Below are 21,057 nucleotides of genomic sequence, written 5' to 3'. Positions count from 1 at the left end.
CACTGGAGCGATTGCCTCATCCATCACCCGAGAGAACTTCAGAAGCCACGGTAAGGGCTTGTCTCAAGGAATCTGCAACCGTCGGATCGAGCAAGCGAGGATTGTCCACGCGGTAGGAACCTCCGGAAAGCGGAGTGATGCGCACCTCCGCGGCCCCATTCTGTGCGTCCATCGACCTCAATCGCAGCGCTCCATGGCTAAGGCTTGGGAAGAGATCACCGAACCTGCCATCCGCATAGGCGGCTTCCACTAGCGGGCGCTCCTCGGAGAACTCCTCATCGGTCCGCAGCCAATTCCACTGATCAGGTACTGGATCACCTGAATCATGAGCTCTCGCCAGCCGCCCTGGCATCATGAACGGGAATCTTCCAGTGAAGTCATCCACCGAAACGCCATCCCGCCAAGCAGCCAACGCCTCAACCAGATCATTCAGATCTTCAGTGGCGCCCTCTGCCCACGTGAATCCCTGCCCCTGGATTGCTACGTAGAAGGTCCTGCTTTGACTGTCGAGCTGGATGGAGGCCCGTCCACGACTCGAATTCAGCTCGGCCGTGGCTAGCAGGCCAGGACCCGATGCGTAGTCACTGTAGAGCTGCCCCAGGTCGAGACCTTTCTTCCCGGCAGTCAGCTCCATCACCGAGACAAGACCGCCCGCCGCGAGGATGTCCGAATAGAGGCCAGGATCGAGCGCATCCACTTTCGTAAACCCCTTCGCTAACATCCACAGAACTTCCCTGCATCCTGTATGAAGGGCCGCAGTCTATCGAAACTTGCCCAATCTGGCTCCGCGACATCGACTCTCACAAGAGCTCCCTTCGCGTTGGGCCGATAAAAGTTGATCGAAGACCAGGAGCGTTCACCATTGGCAACAGCTCTGGCGATCCAGCCCATCTCCATATCCGTGGCATACGCGCCCGGCTGGAGTCCGGCCTTGGCTGATGCAGTGAAGTTACCCAGGCCGCGGAGATTTACATGAAGCGTCACCGATGGGTCCCTGATCGCGTTCTCTACCGGACCCTGCCACGCGTCAGGGGCATAGCCGCCGAAGTGCTTGAACCCATTGCTGTTCGCCCAAGAATAGGTTCCCTCCGCCATCTGCCCGAGCGCCACGTTGCAATTGTGGACGAGTACCGGTGTAGCCCCGGCCAGCACATGGTACGTGTGGTCGTCGTCGACAGTCAGGTCGTGAGTGCGTTGTTCGCGCGCAAGAATCCGTATCGCGCTGATCTGGACTCGGGTACCTGCCGAAGTCCGAAGCCACTGACCGGGTTTAAGGTCGCCTGCGTTGATCCACGCTTTCAGGTCGGGAACCCAGAAGGGGTGGTTGGTGGTGGCGATGATGGAGGCGTCGCCGTCGTCGGTCTTGATGGTGAGGTCGGCGAATTCCTTGTCGTCCTCGGTCGTGATGGCGGCCAGGACGGTGCGTGGCTTGGACTCGCTGGTTTCGGGGTCGGTGGCCAGGACTTCGTCGCCGGGTTGGACGTCCTGGATCGGTTTGGACGACCCGTCGGCCATCTGGACTTCGGTGTCGGGGACGAAACTGTGGCAGCCCTTGAGCAGCTTGCCGAAGAGCGCCTGAGTTCCGCCGCCGGTGATGGCTCCGAGGCCCACGTCGGTGAAGCCGTCGATGAGTTGCTGGGCGAGGCTGCGTTTCCCACCCGGGTCCACGGCCTCGCCGACCGCGCTGTAGGTGGCGGCGCCGAGTGCCCCGCAGGTTGCGCCGACGGCCACGCCTCCGGCCCCGGCGGTCACTGCGCCCGCGGCCCCGGCGGCACCGAAGCAGCCGACTTCCGCGAGGACCGATGCCACCACGGGTGCCAGCCGCTTCCACATCGGCAGCTCGGGCTTGGGCTTCGGCTTGGGCTTGGCAGCGGTGGGGCAGTTCCCGTGGCACTGGTACGTGTAGGTGGGGGCCTCGTCGTTGCTGGTGACCGTCTCCGTGATGGTGACTTCCGTCGTCACGGGCGGGGGCGCCGCCGCGGCGTTGTCGCGCTCGTTGATGATCTGCGAGTAGTTGGGATTGTCCACGCGGGGATCGTTGGGACCCGTCCGCAGGCCCGTGGGGTCCGACAGCGTCGCGGGATTGTTGTTGCTGTAGGTGTAGCCGTGCATCTGTTGCGCGTCGGTCAGATCCATCACCGGGTCGACGCTGATGAAGCGGCCCAGGCTTGGGTCGTATTCGCGGGCGCCGACGTGGGTCAACCCGGTGGCGTCCATGGGCTTGCCGAGGAAGCCCTTGTCGTCGGGCCATTGGCCGTTGGCCTGGGTGGGTTGCGGGCCGCGGGCCTCGCCGAAGGGCTTGGACTGGCGGCGGGTTGCCGTGAGAGCGGCCGCGTCGAGGGTGCTGCCGGGGGTGCCGTGGTGGTCGGCCGTCATGTACACCAACGCACCGTTGCTGCTGCGGACGACCGTGGCTCCGCCCGCCGTCGGGTAGTAGCGGGTGCCGACGACGGGGCCGGACTGGTCGGTGTTGGTGGTGAGTTCGTCGCCACCGAGGTAGAGGGTCGTCTTGCCGGCCTCGCGACGGATGATGCGGTTGCCGTCGGCGTCGTAGACGTATTCGCTCGTGCCGGTCGCGGAGGCGACCTTGGTGAGTTTGTCCTCTTCGTTCCAGGTGAGGGTCTGGAGGTTGGCGTCGCCGCCGGGGCGGGTCTTCGTGTTGCCGGCCGGGTCGTAGGTCAGGCCCGTGGTGACGGCCTCACGCGTGCCCGTCTTGACCGTGACCGTGTCCAGGCGGTGCGTGCGGTCGGTCGGTTCGACGCCCGGGCGGTAGCCGTACTCGGTGGTGACGTTCTTGGTCGGGTCGTTGGTGGGGTCGTGCTCGACGAGCTTGGTGCGGTTGCCGACGATGTCGTAGTCGAAGGACTGCCAGTACGGATCCGGGCCGCCGACCGTGGACGGGGTCGGGGTCTGGGTGGTGCAGCCGCCGATGCCGGGGACGCTGGGCGCGGGAAGCGTGGTGGTGCCGGCCGTGTCGGTCCAGGCTTCCTTCAGGCGGCGGTGGCCGTCGTAGGCGAAGCACTGGGTGTCGGTCGAAGTGCCGTCACGGACGGTTTTGATGGAGGTGACATCGCCGGACGGCTTGTACGTGTAGGAGGTGGCGTCCACGCTCGCGGTGGTGCCGGTCTCCTTGTCCCAGTTGGTCGACAGCAGGCGGCCGGTGGCGGGGTCGTACGCGGACGTCATGGCGGCCTGGCGCGGCGTGGAGCCCAGGATGGCGCGGACGTTGCGGCCGAAGACGTCGTAGTTGGACCAGTTCAGGTACGAGTCCCCGGTGCTGCTGCCGATCGTGCCGATCTGACCGGTGGGGTGGTACGCGTACGTCACCTGCTCCATCGGGAGTCCGCCGTGCGCGGGCAGGTAGGAGTAGGTGGGCATCCCGGTGACGGGTTCGTAGTCCGTCTCCGACTCGTAGACGCCGGCCAGCTTGCCTTCCGCGGCGGGGATGGTCGTGCGGGTGCCGGTGGGCAGGTAGGAGTCGGGCTTGAAGCCCATGATCTCGCTGGTGTACTTCACGCCGTCCCGGCCGCCGACGTAGCGGGTGGAGCCGTCCGCCTGGCCCTTCGCGTAGCGGTCGTAGGACCACGACGCGAGAAGGTTTTCGGGTGTGGCGGTCGCGCCCTTGTAGAGGCCCGCCTTGCGGCCGAGGTCGTCATACGTGTAGGTGAGCTTCTGCGTCCGGGCGTCGGTGGTGCCGGTGATCCGGCCGACCTTGTCGTACGTGGTGTCGGACGCGCCCTTGTCCGGATCCACGACGTGGGTCTTGCGGCCCAGGAAGTCGTACGTGTACTCCCACTTGTTGCCACCGCCGTCGGTGACCCTCTGCAGTTGCTCGCGACCGTTGTACGTGTAGGTGATCCTCGAGAAGTCGCCGGTGGCGGTGCCGCCGTTGTACTCCTGGACCTCTTGCGGCTTGCCGCGGGCATCGCTGATCGTCACGGTCGCGGTGCCGCCCGTGGGCGGCGTCGTGGTGACCCGGTCGGCGCCGGCGTAGGTGACGCGGGTTTCCCACTGCTTGACGGACAGGGACGAGAACGACTCGATCGTCTTGCGGCCCATGCCGTCGTAGACGACGGCGTTCTGCGCGGGGACCTCGTTGTCGTTGGCCACGAAGACGGAGGCCGAGGGTGCCGACTTGTCGTCGTAGTACGACTGGTTGGACTTGAGGGTCCGGCCGAGGCTGTCGTAGAAGGTGTCGGCGACCAGGCGGCCGGTCGCGCCGTTGCCGGTGTCGGCCTGGGTCTGGCGGGGCTGGAGGAACGCGCCCAGGATGTTGTGGGAAGTGGTGTACTTCCCGTCGACCCGGATCCTCTTGGTCGTCACCACGGATGGCGCCGACTTGTTGAGTGCGTAGGCGAATTGCAGGTCGGCGTCGCCCGACTTCGGGTGACCGGGCTTCCACACCGCGAGCAGCCGCCCGAGCGCGTCGTACTCCTGCTCGACCACCAGGCCGTTGATGTCGACGGACTTGACGGGGAGATGACGCGAGCCGGCGAACTCGGTGGTGCTGATCCAGCCCTTGGGGTTGGTGACGGTCGTCTTGGTGGGCAGGACGCCGACGGCCGGCTCGTAGCCGGTGGTCGTGGTCTTGTTCTCGGCGTCGGTCACCTTGGTGGCACGGCCGTAGGCGTCGTATTCGGTGGTGGCGGTCGTCAGCCACTCCGGGGTGCCGTCGGCTCGGTAGGAGATCGCCGCCTGAGTGGAGGTGCCGTCACCGATCGCGCCGACCTGGCCCCAGGGTTGCGCGTCGTACGAGGTGCGCGTGAGTGCGTACACCGTGCTCGCCGTGGGGGCGACGGTGCAGTCGCCGACGACGGAGACGGTCTCGGTGGGTTTGCCGATGATCCACGCGGTGGTGTTGTGCGCGTAGGTGGTCTTCGTGCAGTACGTCGGCAGGTCGTCCGCGTAGTCCGCGACGGTGGTCGCCAGGCCGTACGTGCCCTCGTACGTCGTCTCCTTGCGCGTCTGCCGCCACGTGCTGCCGTCGGCGAGCAGGCTGCGGGTACGGGTCAGGTCGGACCGCGTCATCCGGGCGGTGAGATCCGGCAGGCCGCGGACCCGCTTGTGCGTCGCGGTGACGGCGGACAGCCACGGCTTGTCGGACTTGGTCGCGACGACCTTGTTGCCGACGTCCGCGCCGTCGTAGGTCTGCGTCTCGTAACCGAAGCCCTGGAGGTCGTTGGTGTCGGTGATCACGGTGCCGGCGGAGTCGGTGACGCTCACCGCGCGCTTGGTGCCGTCCTTCTTGACGTCGCCGTCCATGCCGCGCAGGAACAGGGACTTGGACTGGGTGATCTTGTCCGGGGCGACGCCGGATCGGGTGATCACCTCGGCATAGCCGCGGAACTCGTTCCAGGTGCGGCGGTCCTTGGACTTGGGCTTGGCGGCTTCCTTGTCCTCGGTCAGTTCGGAGTCGTCGCGGTGCCAGGCCGCGCCGCCGACGTATTCGTAGCGGGTGGACTTGTCCGGTGCGTGCGTGGTCGGGTCCTGTTCGGTGACCTCGGCGACGGTGTACTTGTGGAACCAGTGCAGGACCGGATCGGATTCGCTGTAGCTCCACCAGATCGGGTAGCACGCCTTGGTGTTGGTGTCCGGCGTCGGCAGGTTCGCCGTCGTGCACTCCGCGGCGTTGAAGCGGAAGGTGGTCGATCCGCCGGTCTCGTTGGTGATCGTGGTGATGCGGCGGCGGTTCATCGGCGGGGCCATGTCGCCGCCCGCGTCCACGCGGTTGGGCATGAACGTGCCGGTGAAGTCCACCGACGGCATGTCGATCCGCTTCGAACCGTCGTAACCGGTACGGGTGATCGACTTCAGCCACAACGTCGCGGTCGAGCCGTCGCCGGGGTCGGGGTAGTCCTGGTCGAGGGCGTACTCGTCGACCGTCTGGTAACCGGAGCCGACCAGGATCCGGGTGGTGATCCTGGTGAGCCGGCGGGTGGAGAAGAACGTCTGGCCGTACTGCTCGCAGGTTCCGGTGGCGGCGCACACCTTGTCGACGGGTACGTCCGGCCACTTGGCCGCATTCGCCTTGGTCATCTTGGCCGGGTCGCAGTCGAACCCGTCCTTCTTCAGGCAGCGTTCGGCGGTGTCGAAGACGACCTGGGCGGTGGGCTGAGCGGTGTCGTTCTTCTTCGAACCGTAGGTGATCTTCGCAAGGGTGCCACCGCGGGTGTACGGGGTGATCGAGCCCGAGCCGACCAGGATCGCGCCGCGCGTGTAGTTGTTCTTCTCCTCGTTGTACGTGTACGTGACCATCCCGCCGCGGGCGTCGATCACGTAGTCGAGGTTCCAGCGCCAGGCCTGCTGACACCAGGAGGCGTCGAAGCCCGATGCCTTGTTGCACGGCTCGCCGGTGTTGTTGCCGTAAACGGGCGCCGTCCAGGCCGAGTTCGTGGCCGGGCCGGTGTTCGCACCCGGCTTGTGACCGACTCCGAAGTAGTACTGGATGCCGTCCGTGGTGGTCAGCCGCCAGTGCTCGCCGTCGTCGTCGCCGTTGCTCGCACCGGTCAGCAACTCGATGCGGGAACCGTCGTCGTTCGCCAGGCGCCACGCCTTCGAGACGTCGTCGCGCAACAGCGTGGAGGAGCGGCCGTTGAGGGAGAGAGTGAGGGAGTTCTGGTCGGACCAGCACTTCTCGCCGGACTTGTCCTGACCGTCCCTCGCGCACGCCTGGTAGGAGCGCTCGACGAAGCCGGGCGAGTACTCCCAGCCCTCACCGATCCACGACGCCTGGTTGTTGGTGGAGGTGCCCTTCCCGTCGATGGCACCCGAGTTGTAGGAGAGGTTCACCTGTGGCGCGGTGCCGCCGATCGCGGCGGGCGCGATGATCGGGTAACTCCAGGACATGGAGCCGGAGTTGCCGCCCGCCGTCCACGAGCCGGAGGGGGCCAGGGACGTGGCGGTGTAGTCGCCGGAGGGTCCCGCTTCGGCCGCGGTGGCCGCCAGTACCACGCGCCCGGAGCTGCCCGGCCTCGCGGCGGGCAGGTCGATCGCCGCGCCCACGCTGTGCGTTGCCGCGTTGTTGCGCGAGCCGGCCAGCGGCGTCTTCACCCGACACTGCGGCAGGTCGGGAGTGGTCAGCGCGCACTCGGGCAGGGTCGACAGGCGCAGGCGGGTGGACCAGTCGGCGCCGAACGCGTCCCGGAAGCCCGCGTAGTCGAGGGAGACGGTGACCCGCCCGGCGTCTGCGCGGCCGTCGGCACGGGCCACGCTCAGCACCACGCCGTCGACACCCGCCCGGTCGGCGGCGGCGCGGTCGGCGACGGTGACCTTTACCTTCGCCGGAGCCGCAGTCGCAGTCGCAGTCGCGGTCGCGGTCGCGGTCGCGGTCCCGGTCCCGGTCGTCCCGGGTACGGCCGAGGCGGCACCTCGGTCGAGGAACGGGGACGGGGCGGCCGTCGGGGTGGTGATCCGGATCGGACCCCCGGCGACACGGCCGTCGGAGGGCGTGGCGTACAGGGCGGAGAATCCCGAGGCGCGCGGGGCGGTCGTCTCGGGGGCGGGCGCGGTCTCGGCCGTCAGCGGCTCGGGCCACACGACCTTCCCGGGCTTCCACGTCGCGTGACCATCGCCCGCGGGCGCCTGCACGTTCGGCTTCGGGGCGTCGACGCCCTTCACGGGTTTCGTCTTGGGCAACGGCCCCGGCGACCACTTCGGCGCCCGCTCCGGCGACACGATCCACGACTGGGCCTGCGCCGGGCCGGCCGAGGCCAGCAGGGCCGCCACGGTGGCCGCCACCACGGCGCCCCGACCGGCGGCACGTCCGCGCCGAGCACCGGCGCCGGTTCCCCATGTCCACATGCTCTTGCCGTGCACGCCGCCGCCCGCCGTTCCCGCCCCCGAGCCGGGCGAAAGTCGAATGAGGAGCGCAAGCTATGACGCCGACTCCCCTGCCGGCAAAGGCAGTTCCCGGGGCGGACATGATGTTCGTCACAACAACGAAAATGGCCCGCCGCGAGTCCTCGACGGCCCCAAAAGGCGCACCGCCGGCCATAGGCGGATAGACGGTTGGCAATATTTCCTTCGATGACGATGAGTCGACTCAGGCACTTTCGGCAGGTGAAGTGGGTCACATGGCAGGCCAGTTGTCACGGGTTCGGATCGGCCCGTAGGTTCTGCGCACCTGTGCACGCGTACTCCGTCCTGTTCCGCATCGCCGAGGAGACCTGACCCGTGGGGCGGCCAACCCCGCGTCCGAGCCAGCCCGCACCTTCGCCCGCCCGTCACCGCGCGCACTCATCGAACTCATGACCAGGCGCGGCCTCCTGGCATCGAGCGGACACACCACCCCGGTGCAGCAACCACCCCCACCGTCTCCATCGCTCCCAAGCCCACCGTGCCGCCGGCCTCGACGGATCCCGGGGGGAATCGATCGCCATCCGGGACGGCGGCAACCCCAACTCGCCTCTGCCCTGGCCGAACAGCAGCACCGCCGCGGCTCGGCGGCGCCCATTCCGGGTACGGGCCCGCGGCATGCGCTCGGCGGCTCCCGTCGGCCCGGGCCTGGCGGGCCCGGCGTTCGGTGCACCGGCTGGATGGTGCGCCGGATCACCACCGGGACGAGTTCGGTCGATGAGCCGGTTCGCGGATGTTCGGGCTTTGTTCGGTCGTCTTGACCGGCTTCTCGCCGTCGCGTTAGCTTGTTTGGAATCAAACGATGCGGAGGCGGGCGTGTTCTCCGGCGAGACGGGCAATACCGGCAAGACAGGCGAGACACAGGCACGATCGCGGTGACTGCGGCCGCCTCCCCCCTCGAAGTCACTGCCGTCGGGGTCGCCCGTGGAGGCGATGAACTCCGTGCCGGAGACGGGGCCGTCCGATGAGAACGGACCGGGTCATGCACCTGTCCCGGGTCGTCCCCGCCGAGATCGCCGCGGTGGACCCCGAACATCCCAACCGAGTAGTGGAATTCCGGACCGCGCCCGGGCCGCACGAGAGCCACCGGCGACACGACTGCCCCGCGGCAGGCAACAGCCGCACACTCCGGCGGATGTCCCGTCCATCGCCCTCGGCCGCAGCCGGGACAACCACCACGTCCGTCGGCCCGCCGTCCCCCTCAACCCCGTCCGGGTACGGAACAGAAGGAGAAGGTCATGGATCTGCGCCGCTGGCTCGAAGCCGCCATGGCATCGAACGAGCACTGGTCCGACGGCTTCGGGCCCTACCCGAGCCATCCGGCCCTGGCGGTCGAGGATGCGCGGTTTGCCGCCGCCTTCGAGACGTTCACCGAGCGACTGAAGGACAACTACCCGTTCTTTCATCCGCGTTACGCCGGTCAGATGCTCAAGCCGCCGCATCCGGCAGCGGTCGTGGGCTACCTGACCGCGATGCTGATCAACCCCAACAACCACGCCCTGGACGGCGGACCCGCCACCGCCGAGATGGAACGTGAGGTCGTCGAACAGCTCGCCGCCATGTTCGGCTACGACACCCACCTCGGGCACCTCACCACCAGCGGAACCATCGCCAACCTGGAAGCCCTGTTCGTGGCGCGCGAACTCCACCCAGGGAAGGGCATCGCCTACAGCACCGAAGCCCACTACACCCATGGGCGCATGTGCGGCGTGCTCGGCGTGGACGGCCATCCTGTCCCGGTCGACGACTCCGGGCGCATGGACCTCGACGCGCTGGAGGCACTGTTGAGGACGGGGCGGGTGGGCACCGTGGTGCTCACCGCGGGCACCACCGCGCTCGGCGCGGTCGAACCGGTCCACGAGGCACTGGAGTTGCGCGAGCGGTACGACGTGCGGATCCACGTCGACGCCGCCTACGGCGGATTCTTCACCCTGCTGGCGGGGGTGGACGGCCCCGAAGGACTGCCGGCGGCTCCGTGGCGGGCCATCGCCCGGTGCGACTCGATCGTGGTCGACCCGCACAAGCACGGTCTCCAGCCCTACGGGTGCGGTGCCGTGCTGTTTCGCGACCCCTCGGTCGGCCGTTTCTACCTGCACGACTCGCCCTATACCTACTTCACCTCCGAGGAGTTGCACCTGGGCGAGATCAGCCTGGAATGTTCGCGCGCGGGCGCCGCCGCGGCGGCGCTGTGGCTCACCTTCCAGGTGCTGCCGCCCACGCTCGAAGGACTCGGGCAGTCGCTCGCGGCCGGCCGCCGGGCGGCGCTTCGCTGGGCCGAACTGATCGACCGATCCGACTGCTTGCAGCTCTACCAACCCCCGGAGTTGGACATCGTCGGCTACTTCCCGGTCACCTCGCCCAACTCCCTCTCGCACATCGACGCGGCCGCCGCCCGAATCCTCCACGCGGGCATGGCGGACCCCGAGGACCCGGTCTTCGTGAGTACGCTCCGGATCGATGCCGATCGGCTGACCGCCCGTCACCCCAAGATCACCGCCGACGCCGACGGTGCCCGGATCCTGCGCAGCGTGCTGATGAAGCCGGAGTCCGAGGAGTACGTGGACCACCTGCACAACCGCCTGGAACAGCTAGCCCGTTCGTGACGAACACGGCCGCCGGCCGGCACGTGAGCCGTGGGCTGTCATGTGCGACGGCACGGTACGGCGAAGAAGGACGTCTCCCCTGCTGCCGCCGGGCGGGCAGCCGAGGCGCCCGATATACGAGGAATGCAAAAATCACTGCAAAAAGCCCTGATACGCCCAGGAGTTCGGCTAGTTTGCGCGGGAGTTCGAGACGTTCTCGGGTCGTGTCGGCACCACTCCAGGGAAAGGTCGGGCACCGCATGCTGTTGCAGAACAAGATCCACGGGGCGGCGTCGCAAGCACTCAGGACGCGCGCGTACAACCTGGTTCAGCAGATCGCGGCACAGAACGTGGCCGTGAACGAGATGCTGACGAGGCAGGACATCGTGCTGTTGATCCAGGTGGAGCCGGGCGTGGGCGATCAGAGCACCGTGGCCACCCTGCGCAACGGCGGCCGCACCGGGATCACCGTCACCGTCCACGTCGACCAGGGCGACCCCGCGGACAAGCTGGACGGGGATCTGCTGCACGAACTCGTCCTGCACGCCGAGCCCGCCACCGCCCGGCACCTGGCGGCCGTGGCGCTGCAGCAGCTGCCCGTGCACGCGACCGACGACGACACCATCGAGGCCGAGGAGACGGCCGAACACGAGGATCCGCACGCCTGGTACCGCATGGCCGGCATCGCGCTGACCTTCGGCAACAACCTGTTCGAGCGGGCGATCGCCGACACCGCCTCGCACCACCCGGAGTCGGCCGTCATGGTGCTGCGCATGATGGTGGACGCGAACAGGATCACGCCCGAGTACGCGTCCGACGTGGCCGGCCTGATCTGACCGCCCGGAAACCGGGTCCACCCCTCCGAAACCCGCCCCACCCAAGGCCTCCCGGCGGCGGCCACTTGACCCGCCGGGCAATTCCTGTTCGCCTCGGGCGGTCGCCGTTCGCTTCGATGGTGTCCAGCGATGTGGAATGCGGACCACCAGGCTATTGCGCGCCGCACGGCCTGCCGACGTGACCCCGGAGGCCATGCCGCTCGGCCCCGGAAAGTGGCGACTTCGCGCTATGTAGCACCCGGGAATCCATCCACGTCGCCCACCGCGGGAGCGCGCGCGGCACCCAGCGCTTCGACACACGCCTGCCGGACGACGAGGGCAACGTCTCGCATCGACCCGGCCCTCAAAGCCTGATGTGCCGACTGATCGGTCAGCTTGCCGAGGCACTTCACGATGGCCACGCGCGCTGTCGGATCCCGATGCCTTGCAAACGCGTGCAACAGCGCATCCCGCAGAGCTTCGGAACTCTCGCCCGCCTTGATGCGGTCAGCAGCGTATCCCGCGTACTCCTCGACTACCCTCCAATCGGGTGAGTCGAGGCGCGTGATCGTCTCGGATTCTCCAATCTCGGGAATCGGCTCCTCGCGCCCTGTCACCAAATTCATACCTTGGATGGCAGCCCGTCTGATCCATGGTTCGACCCGCCGACTGGCGATACGCTCCAAAAGATGGCCGGTGCCGAGGCTAGACATGGGGGCGAGTTTGTGCTCCAACTCAGCCAGCGCCTTGGCCACAGCCGCGAGTGCCTCCGGGTCCGCGTCAATCCCGGCAGCCAGCTGTTGCTCGGCGAACTCCCGCAGCGCTTCGAGAGCGTCCGGGTGAGAATATTTCGTAAGGGCTTCGATGAACCGTTTGCGGTACGGCCAAGTGACCAGCCCGTCACGAAGAATCGGTACACCCCTACGGTCGGAGTCGATGGCTTCCCAGTCGGCCAGTGCCTCGAACGAGTAAGCCAGCGAACTCGCCGCCTGCTGGGTGATTCGCGGCTCGGGACTCAATCTGCTGCCCACCCCGGCTCCCCCAACCGGTTCTCCGGCCAGACATTCGAGCACTAGCGGGAAAAGGCACGCGAAGTGCGCTTTGATCACTTGAGTCGCCGCCCACGCCAAGCCTGTCGCAACGTCGGATTCCTTGTTGTCGAGCAGGTTTAAAAGCCGATGGAAAACTTCTCGCTTCGATCGGTCGTCTGATTCGAGGTCGGCAATACCTACCCACATCGACAACAAGGACCAGTGCGCGGAGTCGGGGTCGGCATCCCAGGCCTGCCGCAGTGCGTCAGCGATGAACCTTCTGGAGTCGGCTGCGGCCTGCAAATCGCGAATCTCCAAGTCCTCGCGGGTCGCTCGTTGCACCAAAGCGTGCACATGAACCTGCTCGGCGGCATCGAGGGCAACCAAACTGAAGCGTCTCAGGTTGTACAGCGCGTCACGGGCGTGCTCCGCTTCGACTTCTCGCGCTCTCGATCCGTCCCGGCGGCATGCGGTCTTGAGCCAGTCGAGGCAGGCGGGCATCGTGAAAACTCTCAGTGGAGTTCCGTTCGGGTCCAGCAGGCCCGCGAACTGAAGGAGGGGCGCGGCAAGTCCGATCGGGTTCAGCCGATCGGCAGCCTCCATCGAGAGAGACCAGGTCGTCGCGATGGTTTGCTCATAGCCATCGGGGAGCCAATCCCGTTCGGGAAAAAGTTCCGCGAGTTGCCTGCTTCGATCATGGAAACGTCGCCGATACTCGGCACACATCAGATTCCGGTCGAGAATGAACGATGCAGCATGGCTCAAGGCCAGTGGCAACCGACCGAGGTCCGCTGCCATCCCGTCGATGTGATCGACGGGCTCTCCGCGTCCCGCAAGCCGGGCTTGAAGGTAGTCCCGGGCCTCGACCCGGGTGAACTCCCCGACCGGAATCCGAGCCCCGAGCGCACGAGTTGCTTCTCCGGACAGCCGAGTCGTCGTCAGGGTCCGTCCGAGCGGATTGCCCATCGGCGGTAATAATCCGCGCAGGTGGGCGGGGTTGACCAGGTCATCCAGGACGATGAGCCAGCGCCGATCTGTGTCACTTGACAACCAGCTGAGAAACCGGGCAGCGGAGCGTTCTTCATCTCCCGAATGGGCGATCGTTCCCGTGACTTGCTCGGCAGCCTCGGCGTAGCGGGCCACGATCGCTTCCCGGGAGGATGCCGTCACCCAGACCAACAGATCCAGCTCGCCGCTGTCCCACGATCGACGAGCGTAATGAGCCGCAAGCTGGGTCTTTCCCGCTCCTCCCATACCAAAGAGCACTCGTGATCGTACGATCACATCAACGGCCCGGCCCGACCGGTCGGGCCGGTCGGGGCCTGTCTCGATGCCGCGTTCTTGGAAATCCTGTGCAACTTCGGGACCGACCCCGACCCGTCGAGGTCGTCCCGCTCCCTCGTCCGGACCAAGAACCATCGTGAGATTGTGGATATCGCGGGCTTGGATCACCGGGCCGTATTGAGTCCCGCCACTGACCTCTTGGTGATGTCCCTGCTGTCCCCTGCCCGTCATGGATGAGACCTTCGGCTCCGCTGCCGTTCCGCGTCCCGCTTCGGCATACGTCCATCATTTCGCAAACCGACCGCCGACTGCACGTGACAGCCGACGAACGTGTGCGGCCGCCGCCGGCGCGAGGAAATCCGGGGCGCTGCGTATTGACGATCGCCGGACATCGGTCCGGAGGGGTGCCGAGGTGGTCGGGGTGGTGGGTGACGGAATGAGGCGGCGGGGGTTTCCGGCCGTTCGGGCGGGGCTCTCGCCACGTCCCGTCTATCCCACCGACCCCGTCGATCCGACCGAGGCCGAGGGGAGGTCTACTCGACGACGAGTTCGACCGGGATGTTGCCTCGGGTCGCGTTCGAGTACGGGCAGACCTGGTGGGTGGCCTCGATGAGCGCGCGGCCCTGCTCCGGGGACAGGTGTTCCGGCAGTTCCACACGCAGGGTCACGCTCAGGCCGAAGCCGCCTTCGCCGTTCGCGTTCAGGCCGACCTCGGCCGTCACCGAGGCGTCCGCGGCGTCCACCTTCTGGCGCTTGGACACGAGCTGCATCGCACTGGCGAAGCAGGCCGCGTATCCCGCCGCGAACAGCTGCTCGGGGTTGGTGCCGATGCCGTCCCCGCCGAGCTCCTTCTGCAGGCCGAGGGTGACGTCGAGCTGCCCGTCGGAGCTCACCGCCCGTCCGTCCCGTCCGGCCGAGGTCGCGATCGCGGTGTAGAGGCTCATGGTGGTTTCCGCCTTCTCCGAGTGGGGTGAACGTGCAGCGGTGGCAAATAGCGAATAGCGATGGCAGCGAGCGACCTAGACAGATCTTTCTGTCTTGCTCGCCTCCATGAATGTAGACAGGTCTGTCTGGTATCGTCAAGGTGTGCGTACGACAGCCTCCGACCAGCCCCGCGAGAGTCCGGCCCGCCGCCGTGTCCTGGACACCGCGACCACGCTCTTCTACGCCCAGGGCGTGCACGCCGTCGGTGTCGACCGGATCATCGCCGAGGCCGGCGTGGCGAAGGCGACGTTCTACAACCACTTCCCGTCCAAGGACGAACTGGTCCACGCCTACCTCGACGAGCAGTACCGCTCACAGCGCCACGCGGCCGCAACGCTCCTGGCCGGCACGGCCGAGATGCCGGCGCGCGCGGTCCTGCTTCGGCTGTTCGACCTGATGGTCGAGATCGGCCGCGAACCCGGCTTCCGTGGTTGTCCGTTCATCAACGCCGCCGCCGAATTCCCGGACGCCTCCCACCCGGTGCGCGCCGCCGTCCTCGACCACCGCACGTGGTTCCGCACGATGCTGACCGACCTGCTGACCGCCGCCGGCGACACCCGCCCCGGGGCCACCGCGGACATCCTCATGCTGCTGCGCGACGGCCTGGCCGTCGGCTGCTACCTGGACGACGCCGACACGATGCGCCGCGTGGTCCGCGACGCCCTGAGCCGCGTACTCGACGCACCCGGCGACACCGCGTAGCCCACTCCCACGCACAGATCACCGAGCATCGAGCATCGAGCACCGATCCGCCATTTCGGGCCGACCGGCCCCCCCGCGAACTCCGGCGCGACGACGAAGCGTTGCCCGGTCGAATCAAAAGCCCGCCGTTGCCCGGGCGAACCGAAAACCCGCCGCTGCCCGGGCGAACCGAAGCCCACCACGCGTCACGAGGCGAACGGCCCGCAACGCCACCGCCCCCCCCACACACATGGCTCGGCGGGGTGGAGAGGACGATACGACGTCCCTTCCACCCCGCCGAAGTCGCGCGGCGAACGGTCAGCGCTTCATGCCGTGTTCGATGGCTTCGATGATCCTCGGGCGCAGTTCGGCGGCGCTGATGATGGCGTCCACCGAGCCGACCTCGACCGCGCGGCGGATGCTGTGCACGCGGTCGAACTCGGCCGCCACCTCGCCGACCTTCTCCGCACGGACCGCGGACTGCACCTCGGCGAGGCGGGCGTTCAGGACCGCTCGCTCGGCGCCCACGGTGGTCGAGATCTGCGTCTGCAGGTCGGTCACCCGCGGGTCGGTGGCGGTGCGGTTGTTGACGTCGCCGGAGAAGACCACGGCCGCCGCCGGAGCGCCGCCCAGGACCGAGGCGAAGGAGCCCTCCAGCGCGAGCACGGTCATGTTCGGGTTGAGCGCCTTGGAGAAGACCACGAACGCGCCGCCGTGGTAGCGGGAGATCACGCAGAAGGCGATCGGGCCGTCGAAGTTGACGATGGCGCGGCCGATTTCGGCGCCGTACTCCAACTGGGCCTTGCGCATCGACTCGGGTGAGCCGTCGAAGCCGGACAGGTTGGCCAGCACGACCAGCGGCCGGTTGCCGGAGGCCGCGTTGATCGCCCGGGCGGTCTTCTTCGACGACTTCGGGAACAGGGTGCCGGCGGTGTAGGTGTCCGGGCCGTCGGTGGGCGGGAAGCCGCGCCGCGGCACCGACCGCGACTCGATGCCGATCAGGCAGACCGGCCAACCGCCGATGTGCACGTCCTGGACCGCCGAGGTGTCCGCGTCGGCCATCCCCGCCCAGCGCTCCAGCACCGGGTGGTCCTGGTCGGACAGCGCGCGCATGACCGTGCGGATGTCGAACGGCTTCTTGCGGTCCGGGTTGTGCTCCGCGGAGAAGATCCGGCCGACGGTGGTGAAGTCGCTGTCGACGGGCGCGTGCGGGAAGTCGCAGACGTCGCGGTCGATCGGGTCGCTCGTGTGCGCCTTGCGCGGTGCGCTCTCGCCGGGCGCGATGTAGGTGTGGTCGTAGTGCGCCATCAACACGTCGCGGGCGGACGGGAGATCGGGCGCCCAGTACTGCGCCTGGCCGTTGGGGCCCATCACCCGGTCGTAGCCGCCGATGCCGAAGTTGTCCTCGGCGGAGACGCCGCCGGAGAAGTCCAGCGCCTGCTTGCCGGTCAGCACCATCGCCGAGTCCGGCGTCATCACCAGGATGCCCTTGGTGTGCATCAGCATCGTCGCCTCGGCGTTCCAGTACGGCTGTGCGCCGACGGTGATGCCCGCGACCACGATGTTGATCTCGCCGCCGTCCTGGGTGAACGTGACGATGCGCTTGAGTGCGGCGGCGACCCAGTCCATGTTCTCGGTACCCGAGGTCATCGAGACCCGGGCGCCGGAGGACAGCGCGAACCATTCCAGCGGGACACGCATGCGCTCGGCGAGATCGAGCGCGGCGATCACCCGGCGGCACTCCGGCTCGGACAGCGCACCCAGCGACTTCGTCGGGTCGCCGAGCAGCACCACGCGGGCCACGCCCTCGGGGTGGCGTTCGGTGGGCGTGGAGACGACGCCGGCGACGATCGCCGCGGTGTTCCGGCCCCTGGGCCGGTCCACCGGTACGAGCGCGCTCGACTCGTCGAGGTCGTGCTCGACGAAGCTGCCGTGCGCGCCGGCGAGCATGCCGGTCAGTTCGTACGGGTAGACGTTGCCGCGGCGGGCCGCGCGCAGCACCTTCTGCCGGTAGTCGTCCAGCGGAAGCACCGGTTCCGTCGACGGCTCCCCGACGTGCAGGCTCGCACCGTGGCCCGGAGCGAGGGTGATGGTCGCGGCGATCTCGGTCAGTTCGCCGCTGCTCCTGCGCCGGCGGGCCACGAACTGGACCTCTTCGAGCCCGGCGCCGGCGGTGGTCGGCAGGATGCGTTGGACCAGGGCGTTGAGTTCGTCGGCGGTCAGTTCGGTCGACGGCCAGACGTACATCATGATGCGGTTGGTGTCGAAGCGTTTGTTCTGCGGTCGTTGGGCCTGGATGTTGCGGATCGCGTCCAGGCCCGCGTTGATCGCGTCCTCCACGGCGGGCAGCGCGACCAGTCGGCCGTCGGTCTCGCGCAGCGGCGTCAGGTCGCGGACCTGGCCCATCGCGATCAGCCGCTCGTCGGCCGGGTTGCTCTTGGCGACGGCCTTGAACAGGTAGATCTCCTCGTCGACCGAGGGCAGCCGGGTGAGGTCGAACTCGCGCAGCCGATGCAGTTGCAGGCGGCGGGCGATCTGCGGGTGCAGACCGCGGATCAGCCGGTCCTCGGCGAAGCCGGCCCCGTCCGGGCGGAAGGTGAAGTGGTGGTGCATCACCGCGCCGCTGGTGCCGGCCACGGTGGTGGTGATCCGGCGTACGCCCGCCGGCAGCGGCTGTTCGGCCAGCATGCGGCCCAGCCGCTCCGCCATGGCCTCGGCGTCCGGCTGGTCCTCCCAGGTGAGGTAGAGGTCGGCGACCAGGCCCTGTTCGGCGACGTCGGCCGCGAGCGCGCCGACCGCGCCGATGGCGTCGGGCAGTTCGGCGATGTCGACGGCGGTGGTGACCACCCGGGTCGGGCCCGCCGTACGGGTGTGCTCGGCGGTGACGAACCGGCAGCCCGCCTGTTCGCGCACGGTGACCTCGGAGAGCCCGCGATTGCCGTAGTAGCGGCGGGTCAGCACCTCCAGCAGCGGCGCGTGGTCGCGGCCCGGCCGGCCGATCCGCTGGCCGATCAGCCGGACCAGCGGCTCGGAGCCGGCCACCATGGTCTGGATCCGCTCGGCGCGGTCCGGTGCGTCCGGGTGCTGGTCCAGGTGGCGCAGTTCGTTGCGTACCCCGGCGTAGACCTTGGCGCGGATGCGGCGCAGCAGCGGCTGGGCGAACCAGCGGAACACCACGCCGCGGGCCAGGTCCGACACCGCGGGGAAGCGCACCTGGGTGGCCTCGATCAGGTGTTCCAGGGTGAGTCCGGCGCGTTCGCTGAGCGATTCCAGCGGGGGTGCGCCGGCCAGCCACTGGCGCAGCAGTTCGGACACCAGGGCGACATCGGTCGACGTGCGCTGCTGGGCCAGGAAGATCCGGAAGATCGCGGCTTCCAGTTCGGGGGTGCGGTCCAGGTCGGCGATGCCGTAGTGGCCCAGCACTCGCACGAGTTTGGCCCGGAACGCCTCGGTGAGCCCGGCGCGTTCGGGGTCCAGGCTCTGCAGGTAGCTGTGGAAGTACTCGCGCGGGCTGTGCACCGGGCTGTCCCGCTCGACGTCGAGTTCGCCGCCGGGCTTGTTCCGGCTCAGCTCCGACAGGTCGGCGAACACCGCGAGCAGGTCCACCTCGCCCGGCAGCGGCCGGCCGCCGAGGTCGGCCCGGGCGGCCAGGTATTCCGACAACACGCGCTTGTGGTCCTGCGGGTCGACGTCGAAGCCCAGGAGCAGGCTGCGCAGATCCTGCAGTCCGCGCTCGACCCGTTGGGCGGCGGACGCGGGCACCGTCTCGGCGGGCAGGTCGACCTCGATGCTCTCGCCGGCGCCCGCGGCTTCCTCGACGGCGCCTTCGCTGCCCTCCTCGGCGAGCGGCTCCAGGCGCATCAGCGGTGCGCCGGTCTCCACCTGGCTGCCCACCGACACGGGGCATTCGCGAACCCGGGCGCGGAACGGCGCACGCAGCACCGTCTCCATCTTCATGCTCTCCAGCACCAGGATCGGCGCGCCCGAGGCGACCTCGTCGCCGACCGCGATGGGCGTCGCGACCACCAGCGCGGGTGCGGGCGAGCGTACGACGCCGCCCTCGTCGCGGCTGATCCGGTGGGTGACGCCGTCCACCTCGACCAGGTGGGTGGGGCCGTGCGTGGCGGACACCAGCCGGAAGCGGTGTCCGTTGACCACGATCCGGCCGCTGTGCGTGTCGAACCGCTCGACCTCGATGTCGGCCGGGTGCGCGGCGCCGCCGCCGCCGAAGATCGCGACGCGGAAACGCTTGTCGCCCACTCGGGCCACGCTCACCCGGTAGCCGACGCCGCGGAGCTTGAGGTCCAGCGGCCGGCCGCTTTCGTGCTGTACCTGCGGGCGGCCGCCGTGTGCGGTGGAGAGCAGTCGCTGCCGGCTGATCTCCTCCTCGTCCTGGTATGCCTCGATCGCGGCCGCCGCCAGGGCGATCGCGGAGTGCCGGTGGGTGACCAGGCGGCCCTCGGCGCGGACCCGGTCGATCCAGCCGGTGTCGGCGCTCGCGTCGATCACCTCGGGCTGGTCGAGCAGGTCGAGCACGAAGCTCTTGTTGGTCGCGCCGCCCTCGATGATCACGGTGGTCTCGGCCATCGCCCGGCGCAGTCGGCCCAGTGCCTGCTCGCGGTCGCGGCCGTAGGCGATGATCTTGGCGATCATGGAGTCGAAGTCGGCCGGGATCCGGTCGCCCTCGCTGACCCCTGTGTCCACCCGGATGCCGGGGCCGGCGGGTAGCGCCAGGCGGGTGATGCGGCCGGGCGAGGGGGCGAAGTCGCGGTCCGGGTCCTCGGCGTTGAGCCGGGCCTCGATGGCGTGGCCGAGTTCGGCCGGCTGCGGGCCGGTCAGCCTGCCGCCGCCCGCCACGTGCAGTTGCAGGCGTACCAGGTCGGTGCCGGTGGTGATCTCGGTGATCGGGTGCTCGACCTGGAGTCGGGTGTTGACCTCCAGGAAGGCGAACAGCTTCTCGCCGGGGTGGTAGAGGAACTCGACGGTCGCCGCGCCGCGGTAGTCGACGGCCACGGCCAACCGCTCGGCGGACGCCTTGAGTTCCGCGGTCTGCTCCGGGTCCAGGACCGGCGAGGCGGACTCCTCGATGATCTTCTGGTTGCGTCGCTGCACCGAGCAGTCGCGTACGCCCAGCGCCCACGCGGTGCCCTGCCCGTCGGCGATGACCTGGACCTCGACGTGTCGGGCGCCGGTGACCAGGCGCTCCAGGAAGACCACGCCGGAGCCGAACGCGCGCAGCGCCTCCTGGCTGGTGCGCAGGTAGGCGTCGGTCAGGTCCGCGGCCGAGGCGACCATCCGGATCCCGCGCCCGCCGCCGCCCGCGGTGGCCTTGAGCATCAGCGGGTAGCCGATCTCCTCGCCGGCGCGCAGCGCGTCCTCCAGCGTGGCGACCGCGCCGCGGCTCCACGGCGCGACCGGGACACCGACCTCCTCGGCGAGCAGCTTGGCGCCGATCTTGTCGCCGAGCCTGCGCATCGCGTCGGCGCTCGGGCCCACGAAGGTGACGCCGATGCGCTCGCACAGTTCGGCGAACGCCGGGTCCTCGGCGACGAAGCCCCAGCCGACCCAGGCGGCGTCGGCGCCGCACTCCACCAGCGCGCGTTCCAGGACGGCGTGGTCGAGGTAGGGGCGCGCCGAGGCGGGGCCCAGCGGGTAGGCGATGTCGGCCTCCCGCACGAAGGTCGCGTCGCGGTCGGAGTCGGTGTAGAGGGCGACCGTCTCCACCCTCGTCCCCGTTTCCGCCGAAAGATCCCGGACGGCGTGGATGAGCCGCATTGCGGCTTCTCCACGATTGACGATCGCGACACGACTGAACACCGGCTGTAG

The 21,057-nt window shown here is 68.6% G+C and carries 8 protein-coding genes; 3 read left to right on the top strand and 5 right to left on the bottom strand.

Going from position 1 to position 21,057, the window contains the following annotated elements:
• Positions 1-16: 16 nt before the first annotated feature.
• On the bottom strand, positions 17-721 hold the full coding sequence (locus ACFZBU_RS06290; RefSeq protein WP_391582314.1) for a DUF6193 family natural product biosynthesis protein: 705 nt from the start codon (positions 719-721) through the stop codon (positions 17-19).
• Positions 715-7,737, bottom strand: coding sequence for a polymorphic toxin-type HINT domain-containing protein (locus ACFZBU_RS06285; RefSeq protein ID WP_391582313.1), 7,023 nt, complete (start codon positions 7,735-7,737; stop codon positions 715-717). Before ACFZBU_RS06285 ends, ACFZBU_RS06290 begins: the two co-directional genes overlap by 7 nt.
• 1,355 nt (positions 7,738-9,092) lie before the next feature.
• Here ACFZBU_RS06285 and ACFZBU_RS06280 point away from each other — a divergent pair.
• Complete coding sequence (locus ACFZBU_RS06280; RefSeq protein WP_391582312.1) at positions 9,093-10,457, top strand: pyridoxal phosphate-dependent decarboxylase family protein; 1,365 nt, start codon at positions 9,093-9,095, stop codon at positions 10,455-10,457.
• Positions 10,458-10,696: 239 nt separating this feature from the next.
• Positions 10,697-11,272 (top strand): hypothetical protein, encoded by a 576-nt coding sequence (locus tag ACFZBU_RS06275; RefSeq protein WP_391582311.1) that lies wholly within the window; start codon positions 10,697-10,699, stop codon positions 11,270-11,272.
• 227 nt (positions 11,273-11,499) lie between these two features.
• Here the strand turns inward: ACFZBU_RS06275 and ACFZBU_RS06270 are convergent, their stop codons facing one another.
• Together ACFZBU_RS06270 and ACFZBU_RS06265 are read right to left on the bottom strand one after the other, a co-directional pair.
• Complete coding sequence (locus ACFZBU_RS06270; RefSeq protein WP_391582310.1) at positions 11,500-13,797, bottom strand: HEAT repeat domain-containing protein; 2,298 nt, start codon at positions 13,795-13,797, stop codon at positions 11,500-11,502.
• Between the two features lie 302 nt (positions 13,798-14,099).
• Entirely contained in the window at positions 14,100-14,510 is a 411-nt protein-coding gene (locus ACFZBU_RS06265) for an organic hydroperoxide resistance protein (RefSeq protein WP_391582309.1), read from the bottom strand.
• Between the two features lie 142 nt (positions 14,511-14,652).
• On the opposite strand from ACFZBU_RS06265, the gene ACFZBU_RS06260 reads away from it, so the two are divergent.
• Positions 14,653-15,252 (top strand): TetR/AcrR family transcriptional regulator, encoded by a 600-nt coding sequence (locus ACFZBU_RS06260; RefSeq protein ID WP_391582308.1) that lies wholly within the window; start codon positions 14,653-14,655, stop codon positions 15,250-15,252.
• 297 nt (positions 15,253-15,549) lie between these two features.
• Here ACFZBU_RS06260 and ACFZBU_RS06255 read toward each other — a convergent pair whose 3' ends face one another.
• Complete coding sequence (locus ACFZBU_RS06255) at positions 15,550-21,048, bottom strand: biotin carboxylase N-terminal domain-containing protein (protein WP_391582307.1); 5,499 nt, start codon at positions 21,046-21,048, stop codon at positions 15,550-15,552.
• Positions 21,049-21,057 lie beyond the last annotated feature (9 nt).

The sequence above is a fragment of the Embleya sp. NPDC008237 genome (genome assembly GCF_042956465.1).
Lineage (GTDB): Bacteria > Actinomycetota > Actinomycetes > Streptomycetales > Streptomycetaceae > Embleya.
Note: the sequence above shows the minus strand (reverse complement) of the source record. Positions and strands in the feature narration are given on the sequence as shown.

Bases quoted from the DNA above. Each gene is read 5' to 3' on its own strand.
- ACFZBU_RS06280 (WP_391582312.1), top strand. From the start codon at position 9,093: ATGGATCTGCGCCGCTGGCTCGAAGCCGCCATGGCATCGAACGAGCAC.
- ACFZBU_RS06275 (WP_391582311.1), top strand. From the start codon at position 10,697: ATGCTGTTGCAGAACAAGATCCACGGGGCGGCGTCGCAAGCACTCAGG.
- ACFZBU_RS06290 (WP_391582314.1), bottom strand. From the start codon at position 721: ATGTTAGCGAAGGGGTTTACGAAAGTGGATGCGCTCGATCCTGGCCTC.
- ACFZBU_RS06270 (WP_391582310.1), bottom strand. From the start codon at position 13,797: ATGACGGGCAGGGGACAGCAGGGACATCACCAAGAGGTCAGTGGCGGG.
- ACFZBU_RS06265 (WP_391582309.1), bottom strand. From the start codon at position 14,510: ATGAGCCTCTACACCGCGATCGCGACCTCGGCCGGACGGGACGGACGG.